The organism is Shewanella sp. 10N.286.51.B7, assembly GCF_002873615.1.
In the GTDB taxonomy this organism is placed as follows: domain Bacteria; phylum Pseudomonadota; class Gammaproteobacteria; order Enterobacterales; family Shewanellaceae; genus Shewanella; species Shewanella electrodiphila.
Genome location: NZ_MCUF01000029.1, coordinates 18,709 through 40,102, shown reverse-complemented (window position 1 = coordinate 40,102; position 21,394 = coordinate 18,709). Strand labels below are relative to the sequence as shown.

General features: G+C 42.1%; 14 protein-coding genes and 1 pseudogene. 8 read left to right on the top strand and 7 right to left on the bottom strand.

Annotated features, from left to right (window positions below):
- The first annotated feature begins 619 nt into the window (after nt 1–619).
- On the top strand, nt 620–2,104 hold the full coding sequence (locus BCU84_RS20975; protein WP_241906391.1) for a lytic polysaccharide monooxygenase: 1,485 nt from the start codon (nt 620–622) through the stop codon (nt 2,102–2,104).
- A gap of 74 nt (nt 2,105–2,178) precedes the next feature.
- Here BCU84_RS20975 and BCU84_RS08530 read toward each other — a convergent pair whose 3' ends face one another.
- The 3 genes from BCU84_RS08530 to BCU84_RS08520 form a co-directional block, all read right to left on the bottom strand.
- Nucleotides 2,179–3,150: a sensor domain-containing diguanylate cyclase gene (locus BCU84_RS08530; RefSeq protein ID WP_102527668.1), complete on the bottom strand. Its 972-nt coding sequence runs from the start codon at nt 3,148–3,150 to the stop codon at nt 2,179–2,181.
- A 172-nt stretch (nt 3,151–3,322) separates the two neighbouring features.
- On the bottom strand, nt 3,323–3,970 hold the full coding sequence (locus BCU84_RS08525) for a DsbA family oxidoreductase (RefSeq protein ID WP_102527667.1): 648 nt from the start codon (nt 3,968–3,970) through the stop codon (nt 3,323–3,325).
- 85 nt (nt 3,971–4,055) lie between these two features.
- Complete coding sequence (locus tag BCU84_RS08520; RefSeq protein WP_102527666.1) at nt 4,056–4,610, bottom strand: carboxymuconolactone decarboxylase family protein; 555 nt, start codon at nt 4,608–4,610, stop codon at nt 4,056–4,058.
- 368 nt (nt 4,611–4,978) lie between these two features.
- Here BCU84_RS08520 and BCU84_RS08515 point away from each other — a divergent pair, with 368 nt between their 5' ends.
- From BCU84_RS08515 to BCU84_RS08485, 7 genes are all read left to right on the top strand, one after another.
- Nucleotides 4,979–5,869, top strand: a complete 891-nt coding sequence (locus BCU84_RS08515) for an AraC family transcriptional regulator (protein WP_102527665.1) — start codon at nt 4,979–4,981, stop codon at nt 5,867–5,869.
- 171 nt (nt 5,870–6,040) lie between these two features.
- Complete coding sequence (locus BCU84_RS08510; RefSeq protein WP_198589550.1) at nt 6,041–8,248, top strand: TonB-dependent siderophore receptor; 2,208 nt, start codon at nt 6,041–6,043, stop codon at nt 8,246–8,248.
- Nucleotides 8,249–8,351: 103 nt separating this feature from the next.
- Entirely contained in the window at nt 8,352–9,101 is a 750-nt protein-coding gene (locus BCU84_RS08505) for a siderophore ferric iron reductase (protein ID WP_102527663.1), read from the top strand.
- Entirely contained in the window at nt 9,101–9,868 is a 768-nt protein-coding gene (locus BCU84_RS08500) for an ABC transporter ATP-binding protein (RefSeq protein WP_102527662.1), read from the top strand. The genes BCU84_RS08505 and BCU84_RS08500 overlap by 1 nt, the downstream gene beginning before the upstream one ends.
- Nucleotides 9,862–10,875, top strand: a complete 1,014-nt coding sequence (locus tag BCU84_RS08495; protein ID WP_102527661.1) for an iron-siderophore ABC transporter substrate-binding protein — start codon at nt 9,862–9,864, stop codon at nt 10,873–10,875. The genes BCU84_RS08500 and BCU84_RS08495 overlap by 7 nt, the downstream gene beginning before the upstream one ends.
- Entirely contained in the window at nt 10,875–12,899 is a 2,025-nt protein-coding gene (fhuB, locus tag BCU84_RS08490) for a Fe(3+)-hydroxamate ABC transporter permease FhuB (protein WP_102527660.1), read from the top strand. Before BCU84_RS08495 ends, fhuB begins: the two co-directional genes overlap by 1 nt.
- Nucleotides 12,900–13,076: 177 nt before the next feature.
- On the top strand, nt 13,077–14,027 hold the full coding sequence (locus BCU84_RS08485; protein WP_102527659.1) for a LysR family transcriptional regulator: 951 nt from the start codon (nt 13,077–13,079) through the stop codon (nt 14,025–14,027).
- A 74-nt stretch (nt 14,028–14,101) separates the two neighbouring features.
- Here BCU84_RS08485 and BCU84_RS08480 read toward each other — a convergent pair whose 3' ends face one another.
- The 4 genes and pseudogenes from BCU84_RS08480 to BCU84_RS08465 all read right to left on the bottom strand — a co-directional run bounded on the left by BCU84_RS08480 (nt 14,102) and on the right by BCU84_RS08465 (nt 21,049).
- The gene (locus tag BCU84_RS08480) at nt 14,102–14,722 is read right to left on the bottom strand and encodes an antibiotic biosynthesis monooxygenase (protein ID WP_102527658.1); all 621 of its coding nucleotides are present in this window, start codon (nt 14,720–14,722) and stop codon (nt 14,102–14,104) included.
- A gap of 141 nt (nt 14,723–14,863) precedes the next feature.
- A pseudogene (locus BCU84_RS08475) lies at nt 14,864–15,921 on the bottom strand (zinc-binding alcohol dehydrogenase family protein).
- Between the two features lie 245 nt (nt 15,922–16,166).
- Nucleotides 16,167–18,617: a prolyl oligopeptidase family serine peptidase gene (locus BCU84_RS08470; RefSeq protein ID WP_102527657.1), complete on the bottom strand. Its 2,451-nt coding sequence runs from the start codon at nt 18,615–18,617 to the stop codon at nt 16,167–16,169.
- A 350-nt stretch (nt 18,618–18,967) separates the two neighbouring features.
- Nucleotides 18,968–21,049, bottom strand: coding sequence for a winged helix-turn-helix domain-containing protein (locus BCU84_RS08465; RefSeq protein WP_102527656.1), 2,082 nt, complete (start codon nt 21,047–21,049; stop codon nt 18,968–18,970).
- Nucleotides 21,050–21,394 lie beyond the last annotated feature (345 nt).

Below are 21,394 nucleotides of genomic sequence, written 5' to 3'. Positions count from 1 at the left end.
CTTTATTACTTGGTTAAGCTCACTTTATTAAGTGCAATGATGCTTTATACCACTTCAACAATACATTGTATTTTATTAGAAAAAAACTAAACCATCTTTGACAGTTCTGCCTTAATTTTACTAAACAGTGGATGCTTACTCTTTAATTGTGCAACGTTCTTCGATGTCTCAAATGTGGCAAGGGTAGAAGCCTCCCATATTAGATTGTGACATCCAATGAAGTAAGTTGAAGTTATGAGTTTAAGCAAAGCGCTAATACCGACTTTTGACGTTAGCTCATGACTCGTCAATAACATCTAATTCTCGACTAACGCGTCAATTATTTTTTGTTTTATAATTCATTGAGATAGATGAAATTATTTGATTCTTTAGTTTGGTGTCAATAATGAAATAAAATGCTGTAACTAAGCTGATACTCTTTAGTTTATTCTATTAAAATTCAATGGATTAGCATAATTTACACTTTGACGTAGGTGTCAAAATATTGCTAGTTGAAACAGTGATTATTACGCTAGATAATTGCTTCGACTTTATCAGAGTATCAGCTCCTATAGTTCACTCCATTTAGTCTTTTTCCTTATTTTACTTTATCTCTTTAACTCCCAAGGAGTGACTTGCTGTGTCAAAGCAAATATTTAAACTTTCATCAATTCTTACTGCCATGTATTTCATCGTGCCTACTACAGTTCAAGCTCATGGCTGGGTAGAGTTTCCTGAGGCGAGACAATCAATCTGTTATGAGCAAGGTGGACTTTGGACTGGTAATCCACCTAATGCAGCTTGTGCTGCGGCACTGCAAGAGTCGGGCACCTACCCATTTATTCAACGTAATGAAGTGGCTATTAACATTCAAGCGCCAGATTACCTTGATCAAAACATTGTTAAAGCAGCCATTCCAGACGGTTCATTATGTTATGCCAATGACTCGCAAAAAAGTGGTCTAGGTATCGCGCATTCAGACTGGACGCGCACTGAAATCGCGCCAGGGACGTTTGAATTTGTTTTCAATGCAACAGCGCCACATAACCCGTCATACTGGGAAATCTATCTAACAAAACCCGGTGTTGATGTATCCCAAACTCTTAAGTGGGATGATTTAGAATTAATTCAAGAGTACGGTGATATTACTGTAGGTGCTGATAAAAAGTATCGCATGAACGTGACTATTCCAGCAGATCGCAGTGGTGATGCCGTGTTGTATACAAGATGGCAGCGTATCGACCCTGTCGGTGAAGGTTTCTATAACTGTAGCGACATTACCATTACTGGTGATGAACAGCCTCCGGTTGATCCAGGCTTACCTTACTTAAATAAAGGTGAGCAATTTATCCCGAGTGACATCAGCATTAATACCCCTCAAATCGGTGAGTCGGTTAAATATGACGTGCTGAATCAATATGGTGAAGTACATAACTCATTTAGCATTAAAATCACTACTGATAATCAACTCGATTGGGATCGCTTATTAGCATCGCAAATCAGTGGCTACTACGAAACTAATCACAGTGGTCATGTGTTTATTGGTGATTGGCATGCTGAAATGAATCACTACATGTATTTTAGAGATAACCTACATGCCAATTACTTCAACTCAAAAAGTGAAAACGCTTCAGGTGTATTCAGTATTGTTGCTGAAGAAATTGACCCACAATTAAAAGCTGTTATCACGCCACAGGCTTTACAAGAAATTGAAATTGCTGAGGTAGAGCACGGTACTGTAGTCGTGCTTCATCCACATAATACCCAAGGTGAGTTTGATAGTGTGCAATGGGCGCAATTAAGTGGTCCTGCCGTAAATGTTGAGCAAGGTTTGTATAGCGAACTAATGGTTAATACTGAGCAATTAGATAGCCAAGGTGAGCATGAATTGTCGTTTAGATTAACGGTATCAAACAACGAAGGAAGTGACAGTTCAGTATATGGATTCACTGTAATCGGTGAAGAAGAAACGCCTGAAGTTCCTCCAGTTGAAGGTGATTGGGATGCGGATAAGGTTTATGTTGAAGGGGATACAGTAACGTTTGATGGCCGAACTTGGACAGCGAAATGGTGGACCCAAGGTGAGCAACCTGGCACGACAGGTGAGTGGGGCGTTTGGCGATAATATCGCTTTGCTAATAGCCATTATTGGTAAAAATAGAGCCACTTAATCAATGACATTAAAGCCAGTTTAGTTAGCTAAACTGGCTTTTTATTTTTTAGCATTTCCTGATCTGCTTTATCGAGTAGTTCAACAAAGTCAGTATTAAGATCCACGTCAATAATGCCGATGGAAACACTGTAATCAGGTAGATTAGGGCTGTGTCTGGCCGATAAAAAACCTTTCTGTAATCGCTGTTTGATCACCGTTTGGTCGTTCTTATTTTCTAATAGCACTAATGCGACAAATTCATCGCCACCAATGCGGCCAATAACGTCGCTTTGACGCACAGTTGCTTTTAACACCACACCGATATGTTGGATTAATTCATCTCCCACTTTATGGCCAAATTGGTCATTGATCTGTTTAAAGTTATCCACATCTAAATAGCATAACCCTAGTTTGGCTTGATTGCGTTTTGCTAAAGATATGCGTTGTTTACCTAAGACTTCAAAGCCTCGGCGGTTATTAATTTCTGATAGCGGATCGGTAATCGCAAGTTGCTGCATTCGGCCATATAGGTCGATTAAGGTGAGATCGGATTCAAGGATATCTTTTAACTGTTCAATGAGCTCCAGATAGCTGGGTTCATATTCTGTTTGGTCGTAGTCCATCACACAAAAAGTGCCGAAAGGCGTGCCGTCGGGCCAAAAAACCGGTACACCTAAGTATGAAGTAAAGCCATCATTATGGACTTCGGGGTTGGTATCCCAGCAGGGATCAATAGGGGCATTGGCAACATAAAGTGGCTCACCTGTTTCAACGATCCTGCGGCAAAATATATTGGCTTCAGGTTCAATGATAATACCGGCTGCGTAAGGGTTGCTGCTTTGTTGACTGGCAATAGTGACTTGAAACCCATCAGGAGTGTATTGGACTAAAAAGCCCGCGGGAGCATGAAACACTTTGGCGAGAAGGTTGACTGTTTTTTGCCATTTATCGAGCGAAATTAGCTCATTAGGTTTATCAAGTAGGAAAGCTTTGGGATCAAGTATTGTTTTTTTATTCATTGATCAGTCCGTCATACGTTCATGAAGAATTTAATTATAGTGCAAAAAATTGAGTAGAAATTTATGGTCTATTTATTGCGATGAATATAGATAAACAGCAGCTCAATGAGCTGCTGTTAAGGGGGATTTGCAAGTTCACTGTTGGCGAATTGCGATTGCAAATTGCCGATTGCTATTGTTTAGCGAGCAGCTCAGTCAGCACTTGCTTGTAAGTCTCAACTGGGTGAGCGCCATTTAATGCGCTGGTGCGATTAAACACGACCGTCGGAACAGACGATATACCTGCCGCGGTCCATTGATCTTTTTCTGCTTTTAGATGTGCTCTGACTTCTGGGTTATCCAGTAATGCCATGGCTTCGTCGGAATTTAGGCCGACTGCGGCAACTTCACTGGCTAGTACATTTCTGTCGGAGACATCTTTATGCTCGGTAAAATAGGCACTGAATAAACGCAGTTTTAGCTCTGTTTGCTTACCTTGAGATTTGGCATAATCCAGTAAAATATGAGCATCAAAGGTGTTAACGATTTTTGAATCGTCATTAAAGTTAAATGCAAACCCTTGTTCGGCGCCACGTTGGGTGATGTTTTCTCGAGCTTTAGCGCTATCTTGTGCGCTAGAACCGTATTTACGCGCAACGTGATCACGTAAGTTTTCCCCTTCTGCTGGCATATCGGGATTGAGTTCGAACGGTTGCCATTCAAGCTCAATTTGATCTTCAATACCGAGTTCAACAATCGCCTGGTTTAAGCTGTTGTAACCAATGATGCACCATGGACATACGACGTCTGAGACAACGTCGAGTTTAATTTTTGTCGACATAAAAGACCTTATACTGCTGAATAGAAAGAGGGGGCAGTAAAACATTAAAGAGTGGATAATGCACCACTCTTTTCTAGTATGTTATTTACTTAGTCGCTTGCCAGTTAAACTGTTGGAATGGCTTATCAACGGGGGTTTTAGCAACATGGTTTACATAGTTACTGATCACTTTTTGCGATAAGCCTAAAATGATTTCCAGTAATTGTTGTTGGCCATAACCAGCTGCAAAAAAGGCTTCCATTTCTGCGTCAGATAACACGCCACGATTGCGCACCATTAATAATGTGGTGTCATGCAGCGCTTGCAGTTTAGCTGTAGGCATTGCGTCACTGTTTCTTAATGCTTCAGTTAACGCAGCATCGACCTTCATTGAGTGAGCAATCCCAGTGTGAGCCGGTACGCAATAAGTACACTCATGCTCAACATTGATGGTTTGCCATACGACCGTTAACTCTTCAGCATCAAAAGATGACTGAGTGAAGAGGTTATGCAGTGACTGATACGCTTCAAATGTTGCTGGTGATTCAGCTAACACACCGTGCAGATTTGGCACCATACCATAGGCTTTTTGAGAACCTTCTAGCATGGCCTTACTTGCTTGTGGTGCAGTCTCGATACTGTGAATAGTAAATTTGCTCATGGTATTACTCCAATTTTTATTTAATAGGGCTTAAGCTGACAAAACCCTAAAATAGGATGTCATTTAAAAAAGTGCCGGGGTTAATCGCTCGGTATGGAAATACTATACCTTTAATTTGAACGTTCGTTCAAGTTATATTTTGAACAAGTGTTCAAAAATAAGGTTGTGACTGCTTACCTCTATGATTTATCGTTATAATTTTTTTGGTGAGATTGAAGTGGCAGAACGATAAATAACCATCATGGCATGTGCTAAATAGCCTTCGAGCTTTATGTTTAAGTGTTAACTTGCTATACATAATAATGACTTACTGATATTTCATCGTGTCACCCTATTATTTGTATCATTTGAGATTTTGGATAGATTTTATGAAAGGCCAATCGCCTTATAGCCGAATAGAACGCGTGCTTGATTATATTCATCACAATAGTGATAAGACGCTCGGCTTAGATGAGCTTGCTGAAGTGTGCCAGCTTTCTCGCTGGCAATTACAACGTATTTTTCAGCAGCAAACGGGCTTGAATGTGGCGCAGTATGTTCGAGAACTAAAGTTAAGTCTGGCTGCAGGTAAAGTAGTGACTACTGATGATCGAATGTTGGATATTGCCTATCAATTTGGCTTTACCTCAGAGGTGAGTTTTAGTCGTTCTTTTAAGCAACTTTTTGGGCTTAGCCCTAGCCAATATCGCAGACGTGGTACCAAAGTCGGCTTGCGCAATGCGATAACTCAACGCGCTGAGCACTTTATTGATAGCACCTCATTACAAACCCGTATTGAACATAGGCCGGGCTTTACCGTTTATGGTGTATCTACTCCTGTGAATGGTTTACTGGCTGAGGCGCCGAATTTTGCGACCATAGTGCCGATTACATGGGCGTCGTTATTCAATCTGATTGACGATGAAGGGGCTTTAACGGCGCAAATGATTGGCGTTGTTGATACCCGATTACCTAAAGACCTGCATTACTGGGCTGCGCTTAAGGTCGATAATGAGTTGCCTTTGGCTATTCAGGCGTTAGTCGAGTCGGAGCAATTAACCTGTTTAACAATACCAAGCCAAGAATATGCAGTGGTGTCTTATCATGGCTTGCTAAGCGGTTTTGGTCAGCTAGTTGAATGGTTAATTTGTGACTGGTTACCTCAATCAGGTTTTGAGGGCGTTGATGGTTTTGATTTAGAGCATTATGGTGCCCTAAGTATCAACACGGATGAACCTTCCCATATGGAGTATTGGCTGCCGATTAAAAGCGTGACTTAATTTACTTCTATTGCCTCTCTCTTTGCATCTTGTAAGTGTGACACTTCTCTCGAAATAACATTTATTTTATAAATTCCTCCCTTCATGCACCAAATTGTTAAATGTATCTAGTTGAAACACTATATCATCCGCGCTTGATAATCATTCTCATTAGTATTCATGTTTACTGACATGGAATTGAACGTTAAAAAGGCAGAGGGCGGTATGGTCTCATCTAACAGTAGTAAGTCATTTAAATTATCCATGGTTGCAGCAGCGATGAGCGCATCTATGGTTTATAGCCAGCAAGTGTTAGCTGAAGACATTAATGACTTATCGATTGAAATCCCAAAGTTTGAAACCATTACAGTTCTTGGCCAAGCCTATCGAAATACAGCGACTAAAACATCGCTAACGCCGCTTGAAACACCTCAAGGCGTCACTGTAATAGACAGCGAATTACTTGAGCAACGCGGTGTTAAGTCATTAAACCAAGCTCTGCGATATGTGCCAGGCGTGACCACTGAGCAAAAAGGTGGCGCTGTCACCATGTATGACACCTTTAATATTCGTGGTTTTGATGTTAACCAAAGCTACTATGACGGCTTAGTACTGCAGTCACTAACGGGTTGGAACTTACAGCCTCAAATTGACCCTGTAGCGCTTGAGCAAGTTGAAGTGTTTAAAGGACCAACGTCAGTACTTTACGGTTCAATGCCACCAGGTGGCATGGTCAACATGATTGCTAAAACCCCACAAGATGCACGCAGCACTGAAGTGAATGTGGCGGCAGGTTCTGATAATTTAATCGAAGCCTCTATTGATACCACTGGCCAAATTGGTGACAGTGATTTTTCTTATCGCGTGATTGCCTTAGCGCGCAGCAAAGATGGTCAAGTTGATCATACCGAAGAAGAACGTTTTGTGTTCGCACCTTCGATTGATTGGAACGTGTCAGACAGTACCTACGTAAACTTCAATCTGTACTACCAGAACGATCCATCAATGGGAATGAACTCATCATTGCCGTCATCAGGCATGATTTATGACAATCCAAACGGCAGCACTAGCTCATCGACTTTCGCTGGCGACAAAAACTGGTCTGAGTTTGAGCGTGAGTTTGTATTAGCGGGTTATAAAATCAATCATGATTTCAACGATAACTGGTCTTTTTTGCAAAACTTCCGCTATATGGATGCGACGTTAACGCAAAAGAATACTTACCATTTAGGTGATAACTTTGATCCTGAAACAGGCATCCTAGATCGTAACATTTACAGTACTGAAGAAAGCTCAACAGGTTTCACCATTGATAACCAATTATCAGGTTTAGTTTATACCGGTGATGTTGAGCATAACTTGTTGTTCGGTCTTGATTACCAAAAACTTGATGGTGTTTCGGCTTATTCAGAATATGGGATGACCAGCCAGTTTGGTACGTTCAACATCTTTAATCCGAATAACGACATGATTAACCCGTCCGAATTAACTTCGACTTATGATGCGACGGATGACGTTAAAGTTGAGCAAACGGGTTTGTATTTCCAAAACCAAATGCGCTACGACAATCTAATTATGATTTTGGGTGGCCGCTACGATGACTACAGCTCATCGAGTGAATATTCAGATGATTATGCTGATACAAACTCAGCTGCTGATCATCAAGAGTTCTCATACCGCGTTGGCGCAATGTACGAGTTTGAAAATGGGATTTCGCCATTTGTTAGCTATGCCACCAGTTTTGAGCCAGTTGCGGGGACTAAAACCGATGGTTCAACTTACAAACCTGAAATGGGCGAGCAGTTTGAGTTCGGTTTGAAGTATGGCTCAGCAGATCAAAGCAAAACGGCGGCCTTGTCATTCTTTAACATTGTTAAAAGTGATGCCTTAATGGCAAACCCTGATGATCCTTGGGGCGATAAACTGCAAATTGGTGAGATTGAATCTCGCGGCGCTGAATTCGAAGGCCAGTGGTTTGTTAATGACAATGTCGATGTTGCGGTTAATTACACCTATATCGATATGGAAATTACCAAAGACAGCGGTAACGGTTTGCAAGGTACTCAACCAATTTATGTGCCTAAGCATGCAGCATCATTGTGGACTAACTACCACATTGATGATGGTGCGCTAGCGGGCATGCGTATTGGCGGTGGTGTGCGTTATGTGGGCGAAATGCAAATGGACGCGATGAACACTGACCAAGTTGAATCATACACCTTAGTGGATTTATCAGTAGGTTATGACCTTGGTGAGTTCAGCAGCAGTTTATTAGGTGCTAGCGTTAATTTAGTTGCTAATAACCTATTCAACGAAGAGTACTACACCTGTTATGACTCAGTGAATTGTTGGTACGGCGCAGAACGTAACGTTGAATTAAACTTCAAATATAACTTCTAATTGCGTTTACGATAGCCATAAATACGGGGCGAAAGCCTCGTTTTATGGTTTTACTTATTTATAAAAGCTATTAGTAATAAAAGCTATTAGTAATGAATGCTAAATGACCAATGTAATAAGTGGCGATGCAATGAGTTTATCTGTTTTTAACGATATTTATCAGCAATGCGAACAAATCTCTCCTTATCTTAAAGGGGAGATTTTGGTTTCTGACGCTCCCGATTCATCACTGATTTCATCTCAGCAATCGAACTTACAAAACATTCGTTCTCTGCATCAAAGTATTAGGCAGCAATCGCCTGAAGCGGGCCAAGCTTATTGGTTGACTCGCAGCTGGGACTTGCTGACTTGGCAGCCGCTGTATGTTGCTATTACAGCGATTTATCATTGCCAAGCCTTACCTGATTTATGCAATATGTCCCAGCGTCATCAAGACGGTGTAGTGGCAGGATTTTGCTTTTCGTGCACAGACTGCAGCACGGGCGAGTACCATCAGTTAGTGAGTGCAGCGGGTCAGCAATTACTGACTATCTTTGAACATTTTCGCCAAGAATTAGATCAATCAGTCCGTTGTCGGCCTCGATTTGTAGAGCATTTAATTGCAGATGCCTTATTGAATCGTCTACTCTTGTTGCAACAGACTAACCCTGAGTTTTCAACCTATTTTATCCGTCAGCAGGCGGCATTATGGTTAAATGCGTTGTCATTGCCAGACGAACATCTTAAGAAAATTCAGCTATCACCTATAACCAACCAATTAGTATTTACTCGTTCAAGTTGCTGCTCGGTGTATAAAACCGTCACTGGCCAGAAATGTGCTAATTGTCCCAAGCTAAAACAGAAGAGTGTTTAATGTACCAACTGAACGACGTCAAAGTTATCCGCGATCAACGTACCATTCTTGATATCGAGCAACTCAATATTGACCCTCATGCACTGACTGTGGTCCTTGGGCATAATGGCTCGGGTAAGTCGACACTGGTTAATTTACTTGCCAATCAATTTCAGCCTGAGCAAGGTGAAATCACCTTGGCAGATAAAACGTTAAGTAAATACAGCGCAAAAGACTTAGCTCGTACTGTGGCATATTTGCCACAAAAACTGCCTGAGGTGGCAGGACTCAACGTGGCTGAATTAGTGCGTTTAGGGCGTTTTCCATGGCGCGGTACTTTAGGGCGCTGGCGCGATGAAGACCAAGCGATTATTGAGCAAGCAATGGCAGAAACCGGCGTTTCTGATTTTAAAGATACTTTAGCGGAACAGTTATCAGGTGGTGAGCGTCAACGTACCTGGGTGGCGATGTTACTGGCGCAGCAAGCCAAATTGATGATTCTAGATGAACCCACCTCTGCGCTTGATATTCAGCATCAGTACCAGTTAATGGAATTACTCAGCCGTCTTAATAAAGAGACAGGGGTTGGCGTGATTGTGATTTTGCATGACTTGAACCTTGCACTGCGCTTTGCTACCCAAATTATTGCACTAAAGAAAGGCAAAATCGCTTTTCAAGGTGATACCGATATTTTGTTAGATGAAACCTTACTCAGTGATTTATACGCGACACCAGTGACATTAGTCGATCACCCAAGCAAGCCGCATAAGGTGGCGATTGTATGCTAAGAGTCGTGGTTTTATTGTGCTTAACCGCTGTGCTGATGATGCCACATAAAGGCTTTACGGATCAGCTCAGTAGTACTAACTCAATAATTGAAATTAAAGATAGCAATGGTATTCAGCAGTTTGCCAGCATTCCCACTCGAGTTGCCGCGTTGAATTGGGATGTTGCTGAGCAAGTACTTGAATTAGGCGTAACGCCCATCGCAATGCCTGATGTCGCGGGGTACAAAGAGTGGGTAATGAATCCTGCTGTGCCTGATGAGGTGATGGATGTGGGCACTCGCGTTGAACCGAACTTTCAGCGTTTGGCAGCGCTGAAACCTGATGTGATTATTATCGCTTCACCACAATTAGATTTATTGCCACGACTTGAACAAATCGCGCCAGTGTTATTTTTTCAAACCTACAGTGAACACCATGATAATGCTCAAGCTGCATTAGATAACTTTTTGAGCATCGCCAAGCTATTAGGCAAAGAGCCTGAGGCGCAAACGAGAATTGCTCAAATGCATGCTGTGATAGCCGAACAAAAACAGCAATTGCTGAGTGCCTATAACGGCACTTTGCCAAAAGTGAGTACATTTCGTTTTGCCAGTATGACTTCGGTATATTTATACGGTGATAACTCGACAGCGCAATACGCACTTAAATTATTAGGCATTGAGCCCGCATTAAAAGTTGAAGCCACTCAATGGGGCCTTAAACAGCAGCGTTTAAAATCACTGCGTTATATTGGTGATGGTGTCGCGTTGTATTTTGAGCCATTTGCCCAAGAAACTGAACTTAGCCAGAGCGTGATGTGGAATGCCATGCCATTTGTGCGTCATAACAAGATGAACAGTATTGCCCCAGCATGGAACTACGGAGGGGCAATTTCAATTGAATATATGGCACAAGCCCTGACTAAAAGCTTATTAGCCATTGCCCCCAATTCAGTTAATACAGCGCCAATGGCCATCGACGCAGAGTTAATGAGCTCTGATAAATCAGCGATTGAAGGAGAGCTTTAATGAGTCAGCCTTTAATTAATCGATATGCATTAACCTTTATTGGCTTGGTCCTCGCCGTGCTGGTGTCGGCTCAAATTGATACCCAAATTCAAGTTTCCAAGCAGCTCAGTTTATTGATGCATTTTGCTGACAGACAAGCATTGGCAGATAATTTTGATGCCATCATGTTTGTAGAGTCTCAACTACCTCGTATTGTCATGGCGATTATGGTCGGCGCGATGCTGGGGTTAGTGGGCAGTTTAATGCAGCAATTGACCCAAAACCCGCTGGTGTCACCGATGACCTTAGGTACCGCCTCTGGCGCCTGGCTTGCGTTAGTGATTATGAATGTGTGGTTTCCAACGCTGGTGGGCGATTATGCCTCTGTAGCGGCGTTAATTGGCGCCATGCTGACCCTTGGCTTAGTGATATTGATTGCAGGTGTGCGTAACCTTGCAGGCTTACCTGTGGTACTAGCGGGTATGGCAGTTAATATTCTATTGGGCGCAATAGCAACGGCGATCATTTTGCTGAATGATCAATATGCTAAAAACCTATTCATATGGGGCGCGGGCGATTTAGCACAAAATGGCTGGCAGCAAGTGCAATGGTTACTCCCTAAGTTGTCAGCTGCAATATTGATTTTCTTATTTGCGCCAAGAGTACTGGCTTTATTGCGCATGGGCCAAGCGAGTGCTTCAGCTCGTGGATTAAACATTATTCCGGCGATTCTCGGTTTATTTGCCATTGGCTTATGGTTAGTCGCTGCTAGCATTACCACTGTGGGCGTCATTAGTTTTATTGGCTTGTTGGCGCCTAATATTGCCCGTCAACTTGGGGCAAGAACCCCTAAAGATGAACTGTTTTATAGCATGTTGTTAGGCAGCGTTATCTTAGTGATTACCGACGCTTTAGCAGTGGGGTTAAGTGTACTCACATTTGATCTGGTTCCTTCTGGTACCGCGGCAGCCTTGATTGGTGCGCCAGCATTAATATGGTTCACCCGCCGTAAGCTATCGGCGCAAGATCAATTGTCATTTTCAATGCCGAAAAGTCATTATGCAATGAGCCAACCTAAGTTATTGGGCTTATTGTTTGTCTTGGTGGCCCTTGGACTATTTACTACCTTGTTTAATCAAGTCACTCATGGTCAAGGCGTGACAAACGGACAAGAAGTCAGCTGGATATGGGCAACCCCTGATGCCTTTGGCTGGCAAATTCAATGGCCAAGATTGATAACATCAGCTGCTGCTGGTGCAGGGCTTGCGGTAGCAGGGGTGTTATTACAGCGTTTGATCTATAACCCGCTTGCCAGCCCAGATATTTTAGGTATTTCTGCAGGGGCAACGCTGGCATTGGTTGGCGGGGCGATTTTTATTGGGTTAAACATCTTTAGCACCGCACCTGTGATTGCCTTTTTAGGCAGTATGTCGGTGCTAGGGGTATTGCTTGTACTGGGTAAACGTCACCAGTACGCGCCTTCAATGCTGATTTTAATTGGTATTGCGCTGACTGCATTGATTGAAGCCATAGTGCAGTTTGCCTTAGCTAAGGGTGATGAAACCTCCTACATTATTTTAAGTTGGCTTGCGGGCTCAACCTACCGAGTCACGCCGTCATCGGCAGTAATGCTAGCCGCGATTGTAATTGGTTTGATTGGCTTTGCATTAGTCACATGTCGTTGGCTGACGCTGATTTCAACAGGGCGTGAGTTTGCTAAAGCGCGTGGTTTAAATGTGCCGCGGGCGTTTGTGTTATTGCTGTGTTGTGTGGCTTTATTGTGTGCTGCGGTTACGGCAACCATGGGACCGGTTTCTTTCATTGGATTGTTAGCGCCGCACATGGCGGTGATTTTGGGCGCGAAAAAAGTGGAGATGCAATTGCCCACGGCGGCAATACTAGGCGCGAGTTTGATGGTGTTTTCTGATTGGCTAGGGCAAAACTTAGTCTATCCATCGCAAATTGCAGCGGGCACTATCGTGTCGATAGTTGGTGGCATTTACTTTATTTTATTGCTGCTTAAAGGCAGGCGCTCGATGAGTTAGCTTTGATGAATTAATAAAGAGCTCACTGCAATCATTATAAGTGAGCCTTATTGTCTTTCAGATCAAGTTTGTTGTGGCTGAGAGCAGCAACAATCGCGACTTAGCTGCTAAGATGGATAAAATACGATGCTTAATACGCTTTGTTTTATCTACACTTATCAGTATAGGAATTAACTTATGTCATCCACCACCAAGCAATTAGCCCTTTTTCTTGATGTGGTTCAGCAAGGTTCTTTTACAAAAGCTGCCACCTTGCATGATATGGATAATTCGCTACTGTCGAAGCAGATTAAAAAGCTTGAAACTGAGCTTGGGGTGCAACTGCTCAACCGTTCTACACGTTCTTTTTCGCTGACTTCTGCAGGGGAAGAGATTTTAGAACAAACTCAAAATTTGATGGAAACCTTAACCCAAATTCAAAATATTGCTGACTCCTATCAGTCAGAACCCAAAGGCATCATTCGTATTTCATCAGCCATTTATTTCGGCCAGCAGTACTTACAACCTGTGATTGCCAAGTTCATGACCTTGTATCCCAATGTCAAAGTCACGCTGTCACTTGATGATAAGCGGACCGATATTATTTCTGATCACTTTGATGTGGCATTTAGAGTGGGCAAGTTGGCTGAATCAAATTTAATCGCCAAAAAAATTGCTAAAACCCATTTCGCGATAGTGGCATCAGAATCATTTATCGAGCAACATGGAATACCGCAAACTCCTGAGGAGTTAATTCAGTTACCAGCTGTCATTTACAGCAATGGTAATGTCAGTTTAGATCAGATGTGCCTGACGGAAGCGCCTCATGGCGAGCAATACAAGATGTATAAAATGCGTGGCAATTACAAAGTCAGCGATGTGCGCACATTGATTGAAGCAGTGAAATCAGGTTTAGGTTATAGCTTAATTGATTTGTTTAATTTGGATGAGCCAATCACCCAATCTCAGTTGTTACCGTTATTGACCAATCACGGCTTATCGACTGTAGATACTGGCATTTATGCCGTTTACCCACACCGTAAACAAACCTTATTAGTCAGTGAATTTATCAAAGCGGTGCAAGAACATATTGGGACTCCGCCATTTTGGCTTGATCATATGCCTGGCTATAAAAATATGTATAAGTGAGGCAAATTGGGCTGCTTTGAAGCCCAATATTCGATGAGAGTTTAGCTGCTCTCATCCATTTAACCTGAATAAATTTATATTTCAGTGACAAAATTCATATATTGCTGCATATCACCTACCACAGCTTGCTCCATCAAGGCGCCAGTGATTTTGGCATAAGGCTGCTGAAAGTGAATGTCCCATACGTCCGATTCCTTGCGCCAATGCTCATACACAGCTAACGTGCTGTCGTCACCTTCGACGGTGTACAAATCAAACAACAAGTTACCTTGTTCAGTACGAGAGTGTTTAATATGCTCTTCAAATTGAGCCAATAATTGCTGGCGCATTTGTGGATTGATTTTGAAAATGAAAAAGATAATAAATACTTCATCTTCAGGATCAGCAGGCTTAATTGCTATAGGCTGTGGGTTGGTTTCGCCTAAATGAAACACTTCTACAGGTTGCTCTAGTGCCAATTCAAATAAAGCGATCATTGCAGCTGTGTGCGGTAGTGTCATGTGATGTTCAAGGGCTGCCTTATCTGCCCAGCGTTCATAGGCAAAAAATACATTTGGATTGCTATTATCAACAAACATTTTCATTTCAACATTGCCAGCTTCATTCGCGGCGCCTTGCTTATTTGTCATTAAAGCTGCTTTAAATTCTGCTTGGTATTCTGGCTTTACCGTAAATTTTACAATTTGATTTAACATCGTCATTTCCTTGATGCCGCATTGAGTAAGCCCAATGTGGTGTGGATTAAATAGTACTTAATAGGCGATTGTGTCATGGTCAAATTCGATGACTTGCTCGATAACTGATCCCAAGACTTATGCGCCGCCTTATGCGAGAAGCTAAAAGCCTTCTAAAACGATTTTTCCTTTGGCTTTTTGGCTCTCAAGTAATTGATGAGCCTGACGTAAATTTGTGGCATTTATAGTGCCGAAATGATTGCCAACCGTAGTTTTGATGACGCTATCATCGATCAAAGTAGAAACAGCATTAAGTAACTCATGTTGCGCTTGCATATCTTCAGTTTTAAATAAAGAGCGAGTAAACATCATTTCCCAATGTACTGATACCGACTTCATTTTAAACGGCATGATATTGAGCGTATCAGGGTTATCAATTAAGGCGAACTTGCCTTGAGGTTTAATGACTTTTTCTATTTCGATTAAATGTTGCTCGGTATTATTTAAACTCACCACATAGTCAACTTCAGCCAACGATTGCACGGCAAATTCTTCACTTAATGGATTACGATGGTTGATAATATGATCAGCGCCTAAATCTTCTAACCATGAAACGGTTTCAGGTCGTGACGCCGTTGCAATGAGCTCAAGATTAGTTAACTGCTTAATTAATTGCACCATTACTGAGCCTACGCCTCCAGCTGCACCAATCACTAGAATGCGTTTTTTAGCAGGCTGCTCTTGCGCAGAACTATCTGAACTATTTTCTTGCTGGCGCTGGCCTTGTAAGCGTTCAACATCTAATCGATCAAATAGTAATTCCCATGCAGTAATAGTCGTAAGAGGAAGTGCAGCAGCTTCAGCATAAGAAAGGCTATTTGGCATTTTGCCTACAATGCGTTCATCAACTAACTGAAATTGTGCATTGCTACCTGTACGAGTGATGTCGCCGGCGTACCACACTTTATCGCCTACGTTAAATAAACTCACTTCATCGCCAACCGCTTTTACAATACCAGCTGCATCCCAGCCTAATACTTTCCATTGGTCTTTTCTGCTGGCATATCTTGGCGAATTTTATAATCTGCTGGGTTAACAGACACGGCTTTTACTTCAACTAAAATATCTCGGCCACTCACAACTGGTGTTGGCAGTTCAATGTCTTGTAATGCGCTAACATCAGTAATAGGCAAATTTTGTTGGTATCCGATGGCTTTCATAATCTAGCTCCAATGTCTGTTTGATGGAGTTATAGTGCCGTGTTTTTCTATTGTGAAAAAGAGACGTAATCACCAATTATTATGGTGATTAAAGTCCGTAATCGATTGGGAGGTTATTGAGTTAACGAGATGGTTAAGTGGGTTATTTGCATCAAACGGCTGTTTGAGGAAGAGGCAGAGATAAAAAATCCCCACTTAATCGAGCAGGGATTTTGATGATTATCAATGATGAATAATAGGGCTTATTACTCTTTTGTTTCAGGGTAGAGCGTGTTCCACCATTGTGGTTCATCTTTTAGATGTAAATCGAACCATGCCAATGTGGCATCCCACCAGTCAAAGCGTGCTTGGCGGCCATTAATGTGATGATCTTGCCCATTGAACTCAATCAGTTCAACTGGCTTATCAAGCATCTTGAGGGCCGTGTACATATAATGGCTTTCGCCTACTGGTACGTTAGTATCGGCATTGCCGTGAAGCAGTAACATCGGTGTATTGATTTTATCTGCATGATACAGCGGGCTGTGGTCTACGTATAAGTCGCGATTATTCCACGGGAAGCTGCCTTTACTTGCTACGCCTGAGTAGCCGTAACCCCACCAACCATGGCCCCAATAAGCCGATAAGTTACTGATCCCTGCGTGCGCCATAGATGCTGCAAAAATGTCAGTTTTAGTGGCTAAATACATGGTCATAAAGCCGCCGTATGAGGCGCCCATGTTACCTACACGTTTAGGGTCAACAAAGGTGTGCTCTTTCAAGAAAGCTTGCGTACCTTCGATAATATCGTCAGCACTGTAATCACCCCAGGCGTTAACATGACGACCACTGAATGCTTGACCGTAACCGGTTGCGCCGTTTGGTTGGAGTACATATACCACGTAACCTTTTGCAGCCCAGAGGTTAAATGGCCAGCGACCTGTGAAGTTACGGGTTACAGGTGAGGTGCCACCGTAGTAATACACTAAGGCTGGGTATTGTTTGTTGGCGTCAAAATCGACGGGTAAATACACACGGCCGTCGATGTTGTGTCCATGCTTGTTGGTGAAATCGAAATCTTCAATTTTACCTAAGCGTGTATCCGCATAACTGGCAGCTTTGCTATCAAACAGTAGCGATTTTTTACCTGACTTCATAAAGTAGGCTTTTTGCGGCACTGTTGCAGAGGTGCCAGCATAAGCGATTACTGGTTTTGATAAGTCACTTGCCACACTGTAGCGGTTAACCATGTCCATGCCAGCGCTAATTTTACTGAAGCGTTTTTTGCTTAAATCAAACAAATACAGCTGGCCACGATCGCCTTCACCAACACGCAATACTAAGTCATCATTACTGAGTTTTGCCGCGCCGCCAATGGCTGGGTCAAAGTCTTTACTCAGTGCAATGACCTTACCGTTAGCATCACGCCAGTAAAGCTGACCGTCATAGTTATTAACCACCACTTTGGGGTCCTGAACGCCTAAGCCATTCATAAAGTCTGGCCCTGCCATGATGTACATACCGTCATCGGTATAAGTGGCAGAATTAAAGGTGCGGTACTCGCCAATCTGGGTTTCAGTTAAGTCAGCAAGATTAAGCTCAACTAGCTGAGTCAGGCCGTGGGCAGGTTGTTTGTAATCCACTGGGTTACGGGTGAGTAGTAGAGTGTTGTTGTCGATGTGGCTATCGACTAGATTACTACTGAGCTCGCCATCAGTCAGTTGGCGGATAAAACCTGAATCTTTGTCCAATAAATAAATCTGGCTATTATTACGCCAGTAACTCCATCTATCTTCTAATGCTTTAAAGCGCTTGTTAGTGGCTTTTTCGTCTGCTTTGAATGGTTTTTGCCAGCTGAATAATACATTGTCGCCATACCAATGCAGGTTAGATACGTTTTCCATATCAGTTGCTGCGATATCAATACTGATGTCTGAAACTGTCAGCAATTGAATTTGATTATCAGCAACATATGCTAGCTGCTTGCTGTTGTTTGACCAGGCTGCACTTGCTGGTGCGCTGTCTTGCCAGCGATAAATAACTTCTTTATCTGAAGTGTCTATTAACTCTGTCACTGCAACGGGTTTGTTGTCATTGTTGGCTGGATAATGACTTTTGGTTTGCAGTAAATATTTACCGTTTGGCGATAAGTTAAGGCTAGTAATGACTTCAGAGTCAAATAACTGCTCAGCCGATACCCGTTGGGTTTTGGTTTGGCTAAAGCTTGGCGCATCAATATCGGTTTCACCTTGCCAGTCTAGACTGAAATCGGTTTCAGTATCGTTGCCATCGGCAAGGATAAGGACTTGATGATCGCCACTTGGCAGTTTAAGTTTTGCTTCATTCGCTGCGTTAAATAAAGTGCCGTTGAGATAAATTTTCGGTGCATTTAGGCCATTGACCGTTAAGGTTCCTTGGGTAAAGCGATCCACACTCAGCTGCACTTTATAACCTAACCAGCCTTTGTCAGCTGCCGCAGTTGCTGATTGCCATGGGTAGTCTTGGCCAAATATGCGGATGTCGTCATTATCTTGTGCCAGCGCTGCGGCAAGGTTTGCGGTTAACGCATCACTATGGCTGCCAGCAGATAAGGTTTGTGAAGTGATAGTGGCGACTGGGCCAATTTGTTGAATGTTATTTCTGTCAATGTCTGCGCTATGGCTAAAGCCTGAAAACGCCAAAGCGATACTGGCACAAACCAGAGAAAGTGCTTTCATGGGGCATCCTTGTTGTTATTGATTCTTACTTTGTTTTTTATTTTGTTCTAAACCCAATATTTAACCTCACAGTGTGTCAAATCTGTTGTGAAAATGCACTGGGTTTGAGGCGGAAAAGGTTATTGAATTGCAAAAGAATATGTCAGTAAAGAATTGAAATCATCTTAGCCATGAAACTGATAGAAACACATTAACTGTCAGGCTCGATTATTAGTCTCAACTATCAGGCTCGATTATTAGTCTCGATTATCAGGCTCGATTATTAGTCTCAACTGTCAGCCTCAATTATCAGGTTTAATTATCAGTCTTAACTATCAGTTTCAACTATCTGTTTAAATTGGGGGATTGGATCAGTGCAGCGGTATGCGATAAATATCAGCGTCATTAATCCCTTGCATGCTCACGATGATGGTATCGTCGCTTGCTGCTGCAATACTGCGCTCATTACGAATGCTCATTGCGGGTAATTTAAACGCTATCTCGCTTTCTCCATTGGAGGTTAAGCGCTTAATTAAATCATTTTCGTCGCTACGCTCAAGATAATACAACGCATTATTTTGGAAGAAAAAGCTGCCCCAATCTTTGGCTCTTAATGTGTTATTAACCTTAATGGGCTGTGTTGAACCTGCTGCTAAATAGTAAATGCCTGCGACATTGTCTAAGGTGTAATACATGCCTTGATTATTATCTTCAACGGCATATTTAATGTTGTCATTGAGGATGAGTTTTACCTGTTCACTGGCTAAGTCATATTGATAAAACCCCCACTGCTCATCAATCAGCGAGGAGTAATAAACGCGACTGCCATCAACCGAGAAAGAAGCGTAACGAACGTTACCTTTAACTTGTGGAATTTTCACTAAGCTTTGGTTGGCGGTATCGCCTAAATACAGTTCGTTGTAATCCAAGCCTTTGGTTCTTATCGGGGCGACATACATTGAATTCTGGGGCGATGTTGCAGGAATACTGACCATTCCCATTCCATCTGTCAGCATGGTATTTTTATTATCTTCTTTTAACCATAACTCCCAGTCCCCTGAACGATTAGAAAGAAAAATGAGCCCATCTGTTTTGGCAAAGTATTGGCCGTATAAATCCCGTGATGATGAAATCAGTTGTTTGACGATACTGCCATCTGTCAATGAACGCTGGGTAATGAATTCCTGCGAAATATGTCGCGAATAATACAAGTCATTGGTGGCTTCACTGATAGTGATACTGCTGATAGTTTCATCTTGGTGGAAGCTTGATAATGTTTGTGTGTCAAAGTCGTAGCGTTGGATGATAAATGCCGCTTCTCTTAATGCAGTAAAATACAATAAATTGCTGTTGTGATCCCAATCTAAGCCAATGACTAAGGTTTCATTATCTGCAATGACCTCAGTTGTATTGGTGCTAAGAGTATGGAGCATGACTTTGGCTATCATATTTTCTTGTGATCGCATGATGGCTAATTGACTTGAGTCAGCTGACCAAGTCACCATCAAATCGTGTTCACCGGCAATAGGCGAGGTGAGCGCCGTGACGGTGTTGTCGCTGAAGCGGTATTGATGAATGACTGAACGATTTTCTTTTGCTTTTGAATATGCTAAATATTTGCCGTTGGGCGACCATTCAAGGCTGTGTAAATAGCCTTTACTTATACAACCTGAATCTATTTGTTTATCTTGGTTGGTAATTAAATCCCGTACATGCATGAAGCACTGATTATCTGCAGTATGGCGCATGTATGCCAATGAGTGTCCATCAGGTGACCAAGTCGGTACGCCTTCAGTGTCTTTACTCATCGAAATTTGCCTCAATGGCGCTTTATCATCATCAAGATCTTTAATATACAAGTGGCCCTTTGCATTGGCTTTACGCCATTGAAATGCCATAAAACGTCCGTCTGGCGAAATCGCTGCGCGCTCTTCCACTCCTTCAAAGTTGGTAATGCGCTGTGGCGTGATAGACGTGTTTACCGTATTTGATTGGGTCAGTTTATCAGCTGATTGCACCGCAAATAAGCCTATTGCGGCTAGCATTAATACGGTAACAGCGATGAAAACATTTTTTTTATGTTCGACGGTTTCGCGAATGACATTGCTATTCGTTTTTATGATGGGGGTGGGCTGTATTAATAACTGATAACCGACTTTAGTGACGGTTTTAAAATAATGTTCAGGCTGTTGCCCTAGCTCAGAAAAGGACTTCCTCAGCTGCCAAATCGCATTACCAGTGCCACGTTTTCCGACTTCAATATTACCTTGCCATACCTGTTCAATTGCCTGTTCTTTAGTGACAGTTTGTTCAGGGTACAAGATCAATAACTTCAAAAATTCGAATACTTTTGCAGGTAACGCAACCGTATTGTCATTTGAAGTGATGGTCATGTCATAACAGTTGATAGTGCATTGACCAATTTGATATCGCTGATATGGAAGAGAAATCATGAATGCAGCATAAACTCCTGAGTATTTTCTAATTATTATTATGTTCAGAGGATTATTTTGTCATAGCGGCTAAAAATGAAGTTTTATTTGATTTTCATTTAGTCGTCATATTTGATTGATGCGTTTTACGCATTACTAAATAACCTTGAGTAACATAACCGATCTATTAATTTTTGAAACAAACAATGAGTTTTTAAATTTGAGGCGATGAAACTATTTGCTATTTTTAGCCTTTAATAACATGGATTTAATTGTTATTAATCAAATGTTAATTATATGTTTCAATTTGTATCCTAAAGAATAAAAAAGCGCCCTGAGGCGCTTTTTATTCACTTTGATGAAATT